16 protein-coding genes are annotated in these 13,817 nt (G+C 62.9%); 14 read left to right on the forward strand and 2 right to left on the reverse strand.

Annotation, left to right across the window (positions count from 1 at the left end):
- The first annotated feature begins 2 nt into the window (after nucleotides 1-2).
- The 11 genes from rpsE (at nucleotide 3) to katG (ending at nucleotide 8,012) form a co-directional block, all read left to right on the forward strand.
- Entirely contained in the window at nucleotides 3-530 is a 528-nt protein-coding gene (gene rpsE, locus OH686_RS15080) for a 30S ribosomal protein S5 (protein ID WP_137975149.1), read from the forward strand.
- Between the two features lie 2 nt (nucleotides 531-532).
- Nucleotides 533-709 (forward strand): 50S ribosomal protein L30, encoded by a 177-nt coding sequence (gene rpmD, locus OH686_RS15085; protein ID WP_021702694.1) that lies wholly within the window; start codon nucleotides 533-535, stop codon nucleotides 707-709.
- Nucleotides 710-712: 3 nt separating this feature from the next.
- Complete coding sequence (rplO, locus tag OH686_RS15090) at nucleotides 713-1,147, forward strand: 50S ribosomal protein L15 (RefSeq protein WP_137975150.1); 435 nt, start codon at nucleotides 713-715, stop codon at nucleotides 1,145-1,147.
- Entirely contained in the window at nucleotides 1,148-2,476 is a 1,329-nt protein-coding gene (secY, locus tag OH686_RS15095; RefSeq protein ID WP_137975151.1) for a preprotein translocase subunit SecY, read from the forward strand.
- 31 nt (nucleotides 2,477-2,507) lie between these two features.
- The gene (rpmJ, locus tag OH686_RS15100; RefSeq protein ID WP_003281814.1) at nucleotides 2,508-2,624 is read left to right on the forward strand and encodes a 50S ribosomal protein L36; all 117 of its coding nucleotides are present in this window, start codon (nucleotides 2,508-2,510) and stop codon (nucleotides 2,622-2,624) included.
- 133 nt (nucleotides 2,625-2,757) lie between these two features.
- Nucleotides 2,758-3,114 carry a 30S ribosomal protein S13 gene (rpsM, locus tag OH686_RS15105; protein ID WP_021702691.1) on the forward strand — a complete coding sequence of 119 codons (357 nt, stop codon included), beginning with the start codon at nucleotides 2,758-2,760 and terminating at the stop codon, nucleotides 3,112-3,114.
- Nucleotides 3,115-3,144: 30 nt separating this feature from the next.
- Complete coding sequence (gene rpsK / locus OH686_RS15110) at nucleotides 3,145-3,534, forward strand: 30S ribosomal protein S11 (protein WP_021702690.1); 390 nt, start codon at nucleotides 3,145-3,147, stop codon at nucleotides 3,532-3,534.
- Nucleotides 3,535-3,550: 16 nt separating this feature from the next.
- Nucleotides 3,551-4,171 carry a 30S ribosomal protein S4 gene (rpsD, locus tag OH686_RS15115; RefSeq protein ID WP_137975152.1) on the forward strand — a complete coding sequence of 207 codons (621 nt, stop codon included), beginning with the start codon at nucleotides 3,551-3,553 and terminating at the stop codon, nucleotides 4,169-4,171.
- Between the two features lie 22 nt (nucleotides 4,172-4,193).
- The gene (locus OH686_RS15120) at nucleotides 4,194-5,195 is read left to right on the forward strand and encodes a DNA-directed RNA polymerase subunit alpha (protein ID WP_043310325.1); all 1,002 of its coding nucleotides are present in this window, start codon (nucleotides 4,194-4,196) and stop codon (nucleotides 5,193-5,195) included.
- Nucleotides 5,196-5,238: 43 nt separating this feature from the next.
- Nucleotides 5,239-5,628: a 50S ribosomal protein L17 gene (gene rplQ, locus OH686_RS15125; protein ID WP_021702687.1), complete on the forward strand. Its 390-nt coding sequence runs from the start codon at nucleotides 5,239-5,241 to the stop codon at nucleotides 5,626-5,628.
- A gap of 236 nt (nucleotides 5,629-5,864) precedes the next feature.
- Nucleotides 5,865-8,012: a catalase/peroxidase HPI gene (gene katG / locus OH686_RS15130; protein WP_289533639.1), complete on the forward strand. Its 2,148-nt coding sequence runs from the start codon at nucleotides 5,865-5,867 to the stop codon at nucleotides 8,010-8,012.
- 47 nt (nucleotides 8,013-8,059) lie between these two features.
- Here katG and uvrA read toward each other — a convergent pair whose 3' ends face one another.
- Entirely contained in the window at nucleotides 8,060-10,894 is a 2,835-nt protein-coding gene (gene uvrA, locus OH686_RS15135) for an excinuclease ABC subunit UvrA (RefSeq protein WP_289533641.1), read from the reverse strand.
- 190 nt (nucleotides 10,895-11,084) lie between these two features.
- Between uvrA and OH686_RS15140 the strand changes: the two genes are divergently transcribed.
- The 3 genes from OH686_RS15140 (at nucleotide 11,085) to OH686_RS15150 (ending at nucleotide 13,318) form a co-directional block, all read left to right on the forward strand.
- Complete coding sequence (locus tag OH686_RS15140; protein ID WP_289533643.1) at nucleotides 11,085-12,479, forward strand: MFS transporter; 1,395 nt, start codon at nucleotides 11,085-11,087, stop codon at nucleotides 12,477-12,479.
- 9 nt (nucleotides 12,480-12,488) lie between these two features.
- Nucleotides 12,489-12,983, forward strand: coding sequence for a single-stranded DNA-binding protein (locus OH686_RS15145; RefSeq protein ID WP_137975156.1), 495 nt, complete (start codon nucleotides 12,489-12,491; stop codon nucleotides 12,981-12,983).
- Between the two features lie 176 nt (nucleotides 12,984-13,159).
- Nucleotides 13,160-13,318 (forward strand): DUF3309 family protein, encoded by a 159-nt coding sequence (locus OH686_RS15150; RefSeq protein ID WP_137975157.1) that lies wholly within the window; start codon nucleotides 13,160-13,162, stop codon nucleotides 13,316-13,318.
- Nucleotides 13,319-13,446: 128 nt separating this feature from the next.
- On the opposite strand, the gene OH686_RS15155 is transcribed toward OH686_RS15150, so the two are convergent.
- Complete coding sequence (locus OH686_RS15155) at nucleotides 13,447-13,812, reverse strand: response regulator (protein ID WP_289533646.1); 366 nt, start codon at nucleotides 13,810-13,812, stop codon at nucleotides 13,447-13,449.
- Nucleotides 13,813-13,817 lie beyond the last annotated feature (5 nt).

Raw genomic sequence — 13,817 nt, forward strand, 5'->3', positions numbered from 1 at the left:
TTATGGCAAATAACGAGCAAAAGCGCGATCGCGGCAACCGTGACGATGCCCAGAGCGATGGCTACACCGAGAAGCTGGTCCAGGTTAACCGCGTTGCCAAGACCGTAAAAGGTGGCCGTATCTTCACCTTCACCGCGTTGACCGTGGTGGGTGATGGCAATGGTCGCGTCGGTTTCGGTCGCGGCAAGTCCCGCGAAGTGCCGGCCGCCATCCAGAAGGCGATGGAAGCTGCACGTCGCAACATGATTCAGGTCGACCTGAACGGCACCACTCTGCAATACCCGATGAAGTCCGTGCATGGCGCGTCCCACGTGTTCATGCAGCCGGCTTCCGAAGGTACCGGCATCATCGCCGGCGGCGCCATGCGTGCCGTGCTGGAAGTGGCTGGCGTGCAGAACGTCCTGGCCAAGTGCTACGGCTCTACCAACCCGGTGAACGTGGTGTACGCCACCTTCAAGGGTCTGAAGGCCATGCAGTCCCCGGCTTCCGTGGCTGCCAAGCGTGGCAAGAGCGTCGAGGAGATTCTCTGATCATGGCTACCGTCAAAGTTACTCTGATCAAGAGCACCAACGGCCGTCTGGCCAACCACAAAGCTTGCGTCAAGGGCCTCGGCCTGCGTCGCATTGGTCACTCCGTGGAAGTTCAGGACACTCCTGAGAACCGCGGCATGATCAACAAGGCTTACTACCTGCTGCGTGTAGAGGGTTAATCCATGCAACTGAACGATCTGCGTTCCGCGCCGGGTGCCCGTCGCGAGAAGCACCGTCCGGGCCGTGGCATCGGTAGCGGCCTGGGCAAGACCGGTGGCCGCGGCCACAAAGGTCAGACCTCCCGTACCGGCGGCTCCATCGCCCCCGGCTTCGAGGGTGGCCAACAGCCCCTGCACCGCCGTCTGCCGAAGTTCGGCTTCGTTTCCCTGAAGGCCATGGATCGCGCAGAAGTGCGTACCTCCGAGCTGGCCAAAGTGGAAGGCGATGTCGTCTCCCTGCAGTCGCTGAAGGATGCCAATCTGATTAACCAGCACGTACAGCGCGTAAAAGTCATGCTGTCCGGCGAGGTTACTCGTGCGGTCACCCTGAAAGGTATCGCCGTCACCAAAGGTGCGCGTGCGGCTATCGAAGCAGCTGGCGGCAAGTTCGAGGACTAAATGGCTAAGCAAGGTGCTCTCTCCGCGCTCAGCAATGGCGGGTTGTCCGAGCTGTGGGCTCGGCTGCGTTTTCTGTTCCTGGCGATCATCGTCTATCGGATCGGTGCGCACATTCCGGTTCCCGGAATAAACCCTGATCGGCTGGCCGACCTGTTCCGACAGAACGAGGGGACCATTCTTAGCCTGTTCAACATGTTTTCCGGCGGCGCGCTGGAGCGGATGAGCATCTTTGCACTGGGGATCATGCCGTACATCTCGGCCTCGATCATCATGCAGCTGATGACCGCCGTCAGCCCGCAGCTGGAGCAGTTGAAGAAGGAAGGGGAAGCTGGCCGTCGCAAGATCAGCCAGTACACCCGCTACGGCACTCTCGTCCTGGCAGTGGTTCAAGCCGTCGGCATGTCCGTCGGTCTGGCCAGTCAGGGCGTGGCCTTCTCGGTTGATTTCGGCTTCCACTTCGTGGCGGTGACGACCTTCGTGGCCGGCGCCATGTTCATGATGTGGCTGGGCGAGCAAATCACCGAGCGGGGTGTCGGCAACGGTATTTCGATGCTGATCTTTGCAGGCATCGTGGCCGGTCTGCCGTCGGCAATCGGGCAGTCTTTCGAGTCTGCTCGCCAGGGCGATATCAACATCTTCGCCCTGATTGCCATCGGCCTGCTGGCGGTAGCGATCATCGGTTTCGTGGTGTTCATCGAGCGTGGTCAGCGTCGCATTGCGGTGCACTACGCCAAGCGTCAGCAGGGCCGCAAGGTCTTCGCTGCGCAGACCAGCCACCTGCCGCTGAAGGTGAACATGGCCGGCGTCATTCCGGCTATCTTCGCCAGCAGCATCCTGCTGTTCCCGGCCTCGCTGGGTACCTGGTTCGGCCAGTCTTCTGGCATGAGCTGGCTGCAGGATCTGTCTCAGGCGATTGCTCCCGGTCAGCCGTTGAACATTCTGCTGTTTAGTGCAGGGATCATCTTCTTCTGCTTCTTCTATACGGCGCTGATGTTCAACCCGAAAGACGTAGCGGAAAACCTGAAGAAGTCCGGTGCCTTTATTCCGGGCATCCGTCCGGGTGAGCAGTCCGCGCGCTATATCGATGGCGTGTTGACCCGCTTGACCATGTTCGGTGCTCTGTACATGACGGCCGTATGTCTGCTCCCGCAGTTCCTGCAGGTGGCAGCCAACGTTCCGTTCTACCTTGGCGGGACCTCGTTGCTGATCGTGGTCGTGGTTGTGATGGATTTTATGTCCCAAGTACAATCGCACCTCGTTTCGCACCAGTACGAATCCCTGATGAAGAAAGCCAACCTGAAGGGCTATGGCGGCGGCATGCTCCGCTGACATGGTTTCCGTAAGGTTCTAGGAGTTACTGATGAAAGTTCGTGCATCGGTCAAGAAGCTGTGCCGCAACTGCAAGATCATCCGCCGCGACGGTGTCGTGCGCGTGATCTGCAGCGCGGAGCCGCGTCACAAACAGCGCCAAGGCTGAGTGTGATTCACGCGTAATGAGCCCGGCAGCTAGTGCGCTGCCGGGTTGATTCTTTGTTATTACAGCGCTAATATCGCGCGCCCTATTTCTTGGCTTCCAGGGCGTGGGTAGCTGTCAATTGGAGTTCCACTGAATGGCCCGTATTGCAGGCGTCAACATTCCGGATAACAAGCACACTGTTATCTCGCTGACCTACATCTACGGTGTTGGTCGCACCACTGCGCAGAAAATCTGTGCAACCACCGGTGTTAATCCGGCGGCAAAGATCAAAGATCTCTCTGACGAGCAGATCGAGCAGCTGCGTGGCGAAGTTGCCAAGCTCACCACTGAGGGTGACCTGCGCCGCGAAATCAACATGAAGATCAAGCGTCTGATGGACCTGGGCTGCTACCGCGGTCTGCGTCACCGCCGTGGCCTGCCGGTCCGCGGTCAGCGCACCAAGACCAACGCGCGCACCCGTAAGGGCCCGCGTAAGCCGATCCGCAAGTAATTGCGCCCGCGAATCGACAGGATATAAGTCATGGCTAAGCCAGCTGCTCGTACTCGTAAGAAAGTCAAAAAGACAGTGGTTGATGGGATCGCCCATATCCACGCGTCTTTCAACAACACCATCGTGACCATCACCGACCGTCAAGGTAACGCTCTGTCCTGGGCTACCTCCGGTGGTTCCGGTTTCCGCGGCTCCCGTAAGTCCACCCCGTTCGCTGCCCAGGTGGCTGCCGAGCGCGCTGGTCAGGCAGCTCTGGAATACGGCCTGAAGAACCTCGACGTGAACGTCAAGGGCCCGGGTCCTGGTCGCGAATCCGCTGTGCGTGCTCTGAACGCCTGCGGCTACAAAATCGCCAGCATCACCGACGTGACGCCAATCCCGCACAACGGGTGCCGTCCGCCGAAGAAGCGTCGCGTGTAATAGGAGACAGTGAAGAATGGCTCGTTACATTGGTCCCAAGTGCAAACTGTCTCGCCGTGAAGGCACCGATCTCTTCCTGAAGAGTGGTGCGCGCGCGCTCGAATCCAAGTGCAACATCGAAGCGGCTCCTGGCCAGCACGGCGCTCGCCGTGGTCGTCAGTCCGACTACGGTACCCAGCTGCGTGAGAAGCAAAAAGTCCGTCGTATCTACGGCGTGCTGGAGCGTCAGTTCAGCAGTTACTACAAGGAAGCTGCCCGTCGCAAGGGCGCTACCGGCGAGAACCTGCTGCAGCTGCTGGAATGCCGTCTGGACAACGTGGTTTACCGCATGGGCTTTGGTGCTACCCGCGCCGAATCTCGTCAGCTGGTATCGCACAAAGCCATCACCGTGAACGGTTCGACCGTGAACGTCCCGTCCTACCAGATCAAAGCTGGTGACGTCGTGGCCGTTCGCGAAAAGGCCAAGAACCAGCTGCGCGTTGCCCAGGCTCTTGACCTGTGCGCCCAGCGTGGTCGCGTTGAGTGGGTCGAAGTAGATGCTGAGAAGAAATCCGGCGTGTTCAAAAGCGTTCCGGTTCGCGGCGATCTGTCCTCCGACATCAACGAAAGCCTGATTGTCGAGCTCTACTCCAAGTAAGGGCTAGAAAATAGGTGCATCCATGCAGATTTCGGTAAATGAGTTCCTGACCCCCCGTCATATCGACGTTCAGGCGGTCAGTTCGACCCGCGCCAAGATCACCCTCGAGCCCCTCGAGCGTGGTTTTGGCCATACCCTGGGCAACGCGCTGCGTCGCATCCTGTTGTCCTCCATGCCTGGCTGTGCAGTGGTCGAGGCCGAGATTGACGGCGTACTCCACGAGTACTCCGCCATCGAAGGTGTGCAGGAAGATGTGATTGAGATCCTGCTCAACCTGAAAGGCCTGGCCATCAAGCTGCACGGCCGTGACGAAGTCACCCTGACTCTGGCCAAAAAAGGCTCGGGTGTGGTCACTGCTGCCGATATCCAGCTGGATCACGACGTCGAGATCGTCAACGGCGATCACGTAATCGCCAACCTGGCGGACAACGGCGCTCTGAACATGAAACTCACCGTGCGTCGTGGCCGTGGCTACGAGCCGGCTGATGCCCGCCAGAGCGATGAAGACGAAAGCCGTAGCATCGGCCGTCTGCAGCTGGACTCCTCGTTCAGCCCGGTCCGTCGTGTTGCCTACGTGGTGGAAAACGCCCGCGTCGAGCAGCGTACCAACCTGGACAAGCTGGTCATTGACCTGGAAACCAACGGCACCCTGGATCCTGAAGAGGCCATCCGCCGTGCCGCGACCATCCTCCAGCACCAGCTGGCGGCCTTCGTTGATCTGAAGGGCGACAGTGAGCCGGTAGTGGTCGAGCAGGAAGACGAGATCGATCCGATCCTCCTGCGTCCAGTCGACGACCTCGAGCTGACCGTACGTTCGGCCAACTGCCTGAAGGCGGAGAACATCTACTACATCGGTGACCTGATTCAGCGCACCGAAGTAGAGCTGCTCAAGACTCCGAACCTGGGCAAGAAGTCCCTGACCGAGATCAAGGACGTTCTGGCCTCCCGCGGTCTGTCCCTCGGTATGCGCCTCGACAACTGGCCGCCGGCAAGTCTGAAGAAGGACGATAAGGCTACTGCCTGATCGTCCGTAATCACCGAACCGAAAGTTTGGTAAGGAATTAATCATGCGTCATCGTAAAAGTGGCCGTCACCTGAGCCGCACCAGCGCACACCGCAAGGCTATGTTCCAGAACATGGCGGTGTCGCTGTTCGAACACGAACTGATCAAAACCACCCTGCCGAAAGCCAAGGAACTGCGCCGCGTTGCCGAGCCGCTGATCACCCTGGCCAAGGTAGACAGCGTTGCCAACCGTCGCCTGGCTTTCGACCGTACCCGTTCGAAAGCCATCGTCGGCAAGCTGTTCAACGACCTGGGCAAGCGCTACGCCACCCGTCAGGGCGGCTACCTGCGCATCCTGAAGTGCGGCTTCCGTGCTGGCGACAACGCTCCTATGGCGTACGTCGAGCTGGTTGACCGTCAGGTCGCTGGCGAAGCCGTAGAAGCTGCCGAATAAGCTGCTTCTGCTGCACAAAGAACCGGGCCCTGGCCCGGTTTTTTGCTTTCTGGATGAAGGTTTTTGGGCTCGTTTCTCGCCCCGAAGACTTGGCGATCAGCCGTCTCGTTTTAAGAGATAAAAGCTATCGACTCCTTGTCTTTCATAAATTGGTCCGCCAGGCGAAGCGGGTCTAGTCTCCTTCCATCGTCGGCCGCAATCGCAGGGACCGACCTGATGAGGAGAAGGAGAGAACCATGTCTACCCAAGGTAAATGCCCGTTTCATCATGCCGCAGGCGGGACTACCAACAAGGATTGGTGGCCGAACCAGCTACGCGTCGATCTGCTCAACCAGCACTCGGAAAAATCCGACCCGCTCGGCGAGCAGTTCAACTACGCCGAAGAATTCAAGAAGCTCGACTACAAGGCGCTCAAGGCCGATCTCGTCAAGCTCATGACCGACAGCCAGGATTGGTGGCCGGCGGACTTCGGCCACTATGGCCCGCAGATGATCCGCATGGCCTGGCACGCCGCCGGTACCTATCGCACCACCGACGGTCGCGGCGGTGGCGGGCGTGGCCAGCAGCGCTTCGCCCCCCTCAATTCCTGGCCGGACAACGTCAACATCGACAAGTCGCGGCGTCTGCTGTGGCCGATCAAGCAGAAGTACGGCCAGCAGATTTCCTGGGCCGACCTGTTCATCCTGGCCGGCAATGTGGCGCTGGAATCCATGGGCTTCCGCACATTCGGCTTCGCCGGCGGCCGCGAGGATGTCTGGGAACCGGACATGGATGTGTCCTGGGGCGCCGAGACCAAGTGGCTGGGCGATGACCAGCGCTTCGAAGGCGACCGCGTGCTGATCAACAGCCTGGGCGCCACCCACATGGGGCTGATCTACGTGAACCCGGAAGGCCCGAACGCTAGTGGCGACTACATGGCCGCCGCCAAGGACATCCGCGCCACTTTCAGTCGCATGGCCATGGATGACGAAGAGACCGTCGCCCTGATCGCCGGCGGCCACACCTTCGGCAAGGCCCATGGCGCCGCGCCCGAGTCGCACAAGGGGCCGGAGCCCGAGGGCGGCACCATCGAGGACCAGGGCCTGGGCTGGACCAGCAGCTTCGGCAGCGGCAATGGCAAGGACACCGTCTCCAGCGGTCTGGAGGTGACCTGGACCAAGACCCCGACCCTGTGGAGCAACAACTTCTTCGAGAACCTGTTCAAGTACGAGTGGGTGCTCACCAAGTCGCCCGCCGGCGCCAAGCAGTGGGAGGCCAAGGACGCACCGGAGATCATTCCGGACGCCCATGTGCCGGGCAAGTTCAACAAGCCGACCATGCTGACCACCGACCTGACCCTGCGCTTCGATCCCGAGTTCGGCAAGATCTCCAAGCGCTTCCTCGAAGATCCCCAGGCCTTCGCCGAGGCCTTCGCTCGTGCCTGGTTCAAGCTGACCCATCGCGATATGGGGCCCAAGGCCCGCTACCTCGGCCCGGAAGTACCGAAGGAAGACCTGATCTGGCAGGATCCGCTGCCGGCTGCCACGCACAACCCCTCGGCGGCGGATATTGCCGATATCAAGGCCAAGATCGCGGCGTCGGGTTTGCCGGTTGGCGACCTGGTCTCGGTGGCCTGGGCCTCGGCCTCCACCTTCCGCGGTGGCGACAAGCGCGGCGGCGCTAATGGCGCACGCCTGGCCCTGGCTCCGCAGAAGGACTGGGAGGTCAACCGACGGGCGATCAAGGCGCTGCCCAAGCTGGTTGAGATCCAGAAGGCCTCCGGCAAGGCATCGCTGGCTGACGTTATAGTGCTGGCCGGTAATGTCGGCATCGAACTGGCTGCTAAGGCCGCGGGCGTCAGTGTGGAGGTGCCGTTTGCTGCTGGCCGGGTCGACGCGTCCCAGGACCAGACTGATGTCGACTCTTTCGCCGTGCTCGAACCGACGGCGGATGGCTTCCGCAACTACCGCAAGGGCAAGGTCGGCGCCACCACCGAGGCTTTGCTGGTCGATCGGGCGCAGCTGCTGACCCTCACCGCACCGGAGCTGACCGCGCTGATTGGCGGCCTGCGTGTGCTCGGCGCCAACCACGATGGCAGCAAACAAGGCGTGCTCACCGACAAGGTCGGCGTGCTCAGCAACGACTTCTTCGTCAACCTGCTGGACATGAACACCGTGTGGAAAGCCGTGGATGCCGACGCCGAAGTGTTCGAGGGCAAGGACCGCAAGACCGGCGCCGTGAAGTACAGCGGCACCCGCAGCGACCTGATCTTCGGCTCCAACTCGATCCTGCGAGCCTACGCCGAGGTCTATGCCAGCACCGACGGCAAGGCGAAGTTCATCAAGGACTTCGTCGCCGCCTGGACCAAGGTGATGAACCTGGATCGCTTCGACCTGGCGGCCTGAGTCGTCTGCAACAAGAAAAAGCCCCGCAGTAGCGGGGCTTTTTCATTTCAGGCGCGATCTCTTTCCAGCAAGGGTTTGAGGAAGTGCCCGGTGTGCGAGGCCTTGTTCGCCGCCACGTCTTCCGGGGTGCCGGTGGCGATGATCATCCCGCCCTTGGAGCCGCCCTCGGGGCCGAGGTCGACGATCCAGTCGGCGGTCTTGATCACGTCCAGATTGTGCTCGATCACCACCACGGTGTTGCCGTGGTCGCGCAGGCGGTGCAGCACGTCGAGCAGTTGCTGGATATCGGCGAAGTGCAGGCCGGTGGTGGGCTCGTCGAGGATGTACAGGGTCTTGCCGGTATCGCGCTTGGACAGCTCGCGGCTCAGCTTGACCCGCTGGGCCTCGCCACCGGACAGGGTGGTCGCGCTCTGGCCCAGCTTGATGTAGGACAGGCCCACGTCGACCAGGGTCTGCAGCTTGCGCGCCAGGGCCGGCACGGCATCGAAGAACTCGCGGGCCTCCTCGATGGTCATGTCGAGCACCTCGGTGATGCTCTTGCCCTTGTACTTCACTTCCAGGGTTTCGCGGTTGTAGCGCTTGCCCTTGCACACGTCGCACGGCACGTAGATGTCCGGCAGGAAGTGCATCTCCACCTTGATCACGCCGTCGCCCTGGCAGGCCTCGCAGCGCCCGCCCTTGACGTTGAAGCTGAAACGGCCCGGACCATAGCCGCGCGAGCGGGCCTCCGGCACACCGGCGAACAGTTCGCGGATCGGGGTGAACAGGCCGGTGTAGGTCGCCGGATTCGAGCGCGGCGTGCGGCCGATCGGGCTCTGGTCGATGTCGACCACCTTGTCCAGGTGCTGCAGGCCGTCGAACGAGTCGTGGGCGGCGGCTTCCAGGGTGGTCGCGCCGTTCAGCGCGGTGGCGGTGAGCGGGAACAGGGTGTTGTTGATCAGCGTCGACTTGCCCGAGCCGGACACGCCGGTGACGCAGGTGAGCAGGCCGACCGGAATCTCCAGGTCGACATTGCGCAAGTTGTTGCCGCGGGCGCCCTTGAGCTTCAGCGACTTCTTCTTGTCGCGGGCGGTGCGCTGCGCCGGGTAGCGGATCTTCTCGCGGCCGGATAGGTATTTGCCGGTCAGCGAGTCGGGGTGGTTCATCACCTCGTCTGGGGTACCCTCGGCGACCACGCGGCCGCCGTGCACGCCGGCGCCGGGGCCGATGTCGACCACGTAGTCGGCCAGGCGAATGGCATCCTCGTCGTGCTCGACCACGATCACGGTGTTGCCCAGGTTGCGCAGGTGGGTGAGGGTGCCCAGCAGGCGCTCGTTATCGCGCTGGTGCAGGCCGATGGAGGGCTCGTCGAGGATGTACATCACACCCACCAGGCCGGCGCCGATCTGGCTGGCCAGACGGATGCGCTGGGCCTCGCCACCGGACAGGGTGTCGGCGCTGCGGTCCAGGGTCAGGTAGTCGAGGCCGACGTTGACCAGGAACTGCAGGCGCTCGCGGATCTCCTTGAGGATCTTCTCGGCGATCTCGCCGCGGCGGCCGGTCAGGTGCATGCCGCCGAAGTAGTCGCAGGCCTCGCCGACCGGCAGGCCGGTAACGGCCGGCAGGGTGCGGTCGCCCACCCACACGTGGCGCGACTCGCGGCGTAGGCGGGTGCCGCGGCAGTCCGGGCAGGGCTGGGTGCTGAGGAACTTGGCCAGCTCCTCGCGCACGGTAGCCGACTCGGTCTCGCGGTAGCGCCGCTCCAGGTTGGGGATGATGCCTTCGAACGGGTGCGAGCGTTTGACGATGTCGCCACGGTCGTTGAGGTACTTGAAGTCGACGTTCTGCGTGCCGCTGCCGAACAGGATGAACTTCTGGTGTTCGGCGGCCAGGTCGTCGAACGGTTCGTCCAGGCTGAAGCCGTAGTGCGCGGCCAGCGAGCCTAGCATCTGGAAGTAGTAGACGTTGCGCCGGTCCCAGCCGCGGATGGCGCCCTCGGCCAGAGTCAGCTCGCCGTTGACCAGGCGCTTGCCGTCGAAGAACTGCTTCACGCCCAGGCCGTCGCAGGTCGGGCAGGCGCCGGCCGGGTTGTTGAAGGAGAACAGCTTGGGTTCCAGCTCGCTGATCGAGTGGCCGCAGTGCGGGCAGGCGAAGCGTGCGGAGAAGATGATCTCGTCGCCGACTTCATCGTCCATGGGCGCGACCAGGGCGATGCCGTCGGCCAGGTTGATGGCGGTCTCGAAGGATTCGGCCAGGCGCTGTTGCAGGTCCTCGCGCACCTTGAAACGGTCCACCACCACGTCGATGGAATGCTTCTTCTGCTTGTCCAGCTTGGGCAGCTCATCCATCTCGTAGATGCGGCCATTGACCCGGGCACGCACAAAGCCCTGGGCGCGCAGCTCGTCGAACACCGCCAGGTGCTCGCCCTTGCGCTCGCGGATCACCGGGGCCAGCAGCATCAGCTTGCGGCCCTCGGGCAGGGCCAGCACCTGGTCGACCATCTGGCTGACGGTCTGCGCCTCCAGCGGCACGTCGTGGTCCGGGCAACGCGGGATGCCGACGCGGGCGTAGAGCAGGCGCAGGTAGTCGTAGATCTCGGTGATGGTGCCGACGGTCGAGCGCGGGTTGTGCGAGGTCGACTTCTGCTCGATGGAGATGGCTGGGGAGAGGCCTTCGATGGTGTCGACGTCCGGCTTCTCCATCATCGACAGGAACTGCCGGGCGTACGCCGACAGGGATTCCACGTAGCGGCGCTGGCCCTCGGCGTAGAGGGTGTCGAAGGCCAGCGACGACTTGCCGGAGCCGGACAGGCCTGTGATCACGATCAGCTTGTCGCGCGGCAGGGTCAGGTCGATGTTTTTCAGGTTATGGGTGCGCGCACCCCGGATCAGAATCTTGTCCACGAACGGCCTCGCAGGTGGCGGGCGGAAACGGCAAAGTATACGGCCGCTGGCTGGCACGCGGCAAAGTACAGCGATGGTGAAATGGCAGGGCCCGCTGCGACGTTTTGCACCTGCACGGTGTGCCGACAAAACGTCTACAGGCCCTGTCATGACTGATAGAATCGCCGGCCTCTTTGTTCAGGGTTTTTCCATGCACGATCCGCACAGCGAACGCATGAGCGCCAGGGAAACGCGCGCCGCCGGTGGTCTGGCCCTGGTGTTCGCCTTCCGCATGCTGGGCATGTTCATGGTCCTGCCGGTGCTGGCCACCTACGGCACCGACCTGGCCGGCGCCACCCCGGCGCTGATCGGCCTGGCCATCGGCGCCTACGGCCTGACCCAGGCGGTGCTGCAGATTCCCTTCGGCGTGATTTCCGACCGCATCGGCCGTTTGCCGGTGATCTATCTCGGCCTGCTGATCTTCGCCGCCGGCGCCGCGCTGGCGGCCAACGCTGACTCCATCTGGGGCGTGATCGCCGGGCGCGTGCTGCAGGGCGCCGGCGCCATCTCGGCGGCGGTGATGGCGCTGCTCTCCGACCTGACCCGCGAACAGCACCGGACCAAGGCCATGGCCATGATCGGCATGAGCATCGGCCTGTCGTTTGCCGTGGCCATGGTGGTCGGCCCGCTGCTGACCCGCGCCTTCGGCCTGTCCGGGCTGTTCTGGGCCACCGCCGGCATGGCCCTGGTTGGCATGCTGATCATCGCTGTATTCGTGCCGCGTGCCTCCAGCGCGCTGCAGCACCGCGAGTCCGGGGTGGCGCGCCAGGCGTTGCTGCCGACCTTGCGCAATGGCGAGCTGCTGCGCCTGAACCTGGGCATCGGCGTGCTGCACGCGATCCTCATGGCCAGCTTCGTGGTGTTGCCGCTGGCGCTGGTGGAGCAGGGCGGGCTGGCCAAGGAAGAGCACTGGTGGGTCTACCTCAGTGCGCTGCTGATCGGCTTCTTCGGCATGGTGCCGTTCATCATCTATGGCGAGAAGAAGCGCCAGATGAAGCGCGTGCTGAGCGGTGCGGTGCTGGTGCTGGTGCTCTGCGAACTGTACTTCTGGGCCTTCGGTCACGGGCTCAAGGCGCTGGTGTTCGGCTTCATCCTGTTCTTCACCGCCTTCAACCTGCTGGAGGCCTCGCTGCCCTCGCTGGTGAGCAAGGTGGCGCCGGCCGGCGGCAAGGGCACGGCCATGGGCGTGTACTCCACCAGCCAGTTCCTCGGCGCCGCCGTGGGCGGCATCCTCGGTGGTTGGCTCTATCAGCATGGCGGGCTTGGCCTGGTTTTCGTCGGCTGCGCTGTTCTGGGGCTCCTCTGGCTGGCGGCAGCTGCTACTATGCGCGAGCCGCCTTATGTGACCAGCCTGCGCCGGCCGCTCACGGCCCATGCCGTGGCCGATAGCGCGCTGGTGGGGCGACTCCTCGCGATACCCGGCGTCAGCGACGCCATTGTGGTGGCCGAGGAGGCCGCGTTGTACATCAAAGTGGACACCCAACAATTGGACCGCGTGTTGCTCGAGCGAGTGCTCGAAGAGGCCGCGGAGACGCATTCAGCTTAGGAGAACGAAATGGCCCGTGGGGTTAACAAAGTCATTCTGATCGGCAACGTCGGCGGCGACCCGGAAACTCGCTATCTGCCCAATGGCAACGCGGTGACCAACATCACCCTCGCGACCACCGACAGCTGGAAGGACAAGCAGACCGGCCAGCAGCAGGACCGCACCGAATGGCACCGCGTGGTGTTCTTCGGCAAGCTCGCCGAGATCGCCGGTGAATACCTGCGCAAGGGCGGTCAGTGCTACGTCGAAGGTCGCCTGCAGACCCGCGAATGGGAGAAGGACGGCGTCAAGCGCTACACCACCGAGATCGTGGTCGACATGAACGGCACCCTGCAACTGCTCGGCGGCCGTGGCAATAACAGCGAAGGCGGCGGTGAATACGCCCCACGTCAGCAGCAGTCGCGCCCGGCCCCGCAACAGGCCGCACCGCGCCCGGCGCCGCAACCAGCGGCCCAGCAGCCGGCTCCGGACTATGACAGCTTCGACGACGACATCCCGTTCTGATCGAGTTGCGTCAGCAAGAGCCCGCCTTATGGCGGGCTCTTGCATTTCAGGGGGAGAAAATAGTCCGAACCGCCGTTGCGGCTGCCGGGTCGATATTTCTGTAGGGCCGGGGATGGCCTGGCTAGATGGGCGTCGCCCCTTGGCGCGCGCATGACCACGACTGCGAGGAAATCGTCATGACCTTGGGAACCATACTGCTGATCGTCCTGATCCTGCTGTTGATCGGTGCCATTCCGGCCTGGCCACACAGCCGCTCCTGGGGCTACGGCCCGTCCGGCGGCCTCGGCCTGGTGGTGGTGATCCTGCTGATATTGCTGTTGCTGGGATACGTCTAGCCGCCGCGGTGAGCGCCGTCCCGCCTGGGATGGCGCGCCGCTCAGATACTGATGATGTCGAAGATGGCGCCGAGTACACGCCTGGATTGCGCTGAAGCTGTCGGCGGTCCTGCAAGCGGCGCCGCTGTTCAGCCTGCCGGGCCGACCAGCTCACGGACCTTGGCGATCACGTGATCCAATTCGAAAGGCTTGTCGAACACATCGGCGAACAGGTCGGGCGTGGCCCGGCCGATGCTGCCGTGAGCGCCGCTCATCAGCAGTATCGGCAGATGGGCCGTACCCGGGCGGCTGCGGATGGCCCGGGCGAATTCGACCCCGTCCATCATCGGCATCATGAAATCGGTGATGACCAGTGAAGGGCGTTCGCGATCGAGTACTTCCAGACCGCGCCGGCCATTGGCGGCCTTGACCACCATGTAGCCTTCATCCTCCAGCGCGTAGCCGAGAATATCCGCAATCAGATATTCGTCATCGACTATCAGGATGGTCGTCATGCTCT

The sequence above is a fragment of the Pseudomonas sp. SO81 genome (assembly GCF_030374125.1).
In the GTDB taxonomy this organism is placed as follows: Bacteria; Pseudomonadota; Gammaproteobacteria; order Pseudomonadales; family Pseudomonadaceae; genus Aquipseudomonas.

What these genes read in the sequence shown, in the direction of transcription:
- rpsE (WP_137975149.1), top strand. Translation starts at nt 3, where the DNA reads ATGGCAAATAACGAGCAAAAGCGCGATCGCGGCAACCGTGACGATGCC.
- rpmD (WP_021702694.1), top strand. Translation starts at nt 533, where the DNA reads ATGGCTACCGTCAAAGTTACTCTGATCAAGAGCACCAACGGCCGTCTG.
- rplO (WP_137975150.1), top strand. Translation starts at nt 713, where the DNA reads ATGCAACTGAACGATCTGCGTTCCGCGCCGGGTGCCCGTCGCGAGAAG.
- secY (WP_137975151.1), top strand. Translation starts at nt 1,148, where the DNA reads ATGGCTAAGCAAGGTGCTCTCTCCGCGCTCAGCAATGGCGGGTTGTCC.
- rpmJ (WP_003281814.1), top strand. Translation starts at nt 2,508, where the DNA reads ATGAAAGTTCGTGCATCGGTCAAGAAGCTGTGCCGCAACTGCAAGATC.
- rpsM (WP_021702691.1), top strand. Translation starts at nt 2,758, where the DNA reads ATGGCCCGTATTGCAGGCGTCAACATTCCGGATAACAAGCACACTGTT.
- rpsK (WP_021702690.1), top strand. Translation starts at nt 3,145, where the DNA reads ATGGCTAAGCCAGCTGCTCGTACTCGTAAGAAAGTCAAAAAGACAGTG.
- rpsD (WP_137975152.1), top strand. Translation starts at nt 3,551, where the DNA reads ATGGCTCGTTACATTGGTCCCAAGTGCAAACTGTCTCGCCGTGAAGGC.
- OH686_RS15120 (WP_043310325.1), top strand. Translation starts at nt 4,194, where the DNA reads ATGCAGATTTCGGTAAATGAGTTCCTGACCCCCCGTCATATCGACGTT.
- rplQ (WP_021702687.1), top strand. Translation starts at nt 5,239, where the DNA reads ATGCGTCATCGTAAAAGTGGCCGTCACCTGAGCCGCACCAGCGCACAC.
- katG (WP_289533639.1), top strand. Translation starts at nt 5,865, where the DNA reads ATGTCTACCCAAGGTAAATGCCCGTTTCATCATGCCGCAGGCGGGACT.
- OH686_RS15140 (WP_289533643.1), top strand. Translation starts at nt 11,085, where the DNA reads ATGCACGATCCGCACAGCGAACGCATGAGCGCCAGGGAAACGCGCGCC.
- OH686_RS15145 (WP_137975156.1), top strand. Translation starts at nt 12,489, where the DNA reads ATGGCCCGTGGGGTTAACAAAGTCATTCTGATCGGCAACGTCGGCGGC.
- OH686_RS15150 (WP_137975157.1), top strand. Translation starts at nt 13,160, where the DNA reads ATGACCTTGGGAACCATACTGCTGATCGTCCTGATCCTGCTGTTGATC.
- OH686_RS15155 (WP_289533646.1), bottom strand. Translation starts at nt 13,812, where the DNA reads ATGACGACCATCCTGATAGTCGATGACGAATATCTGATTGCGGATATT.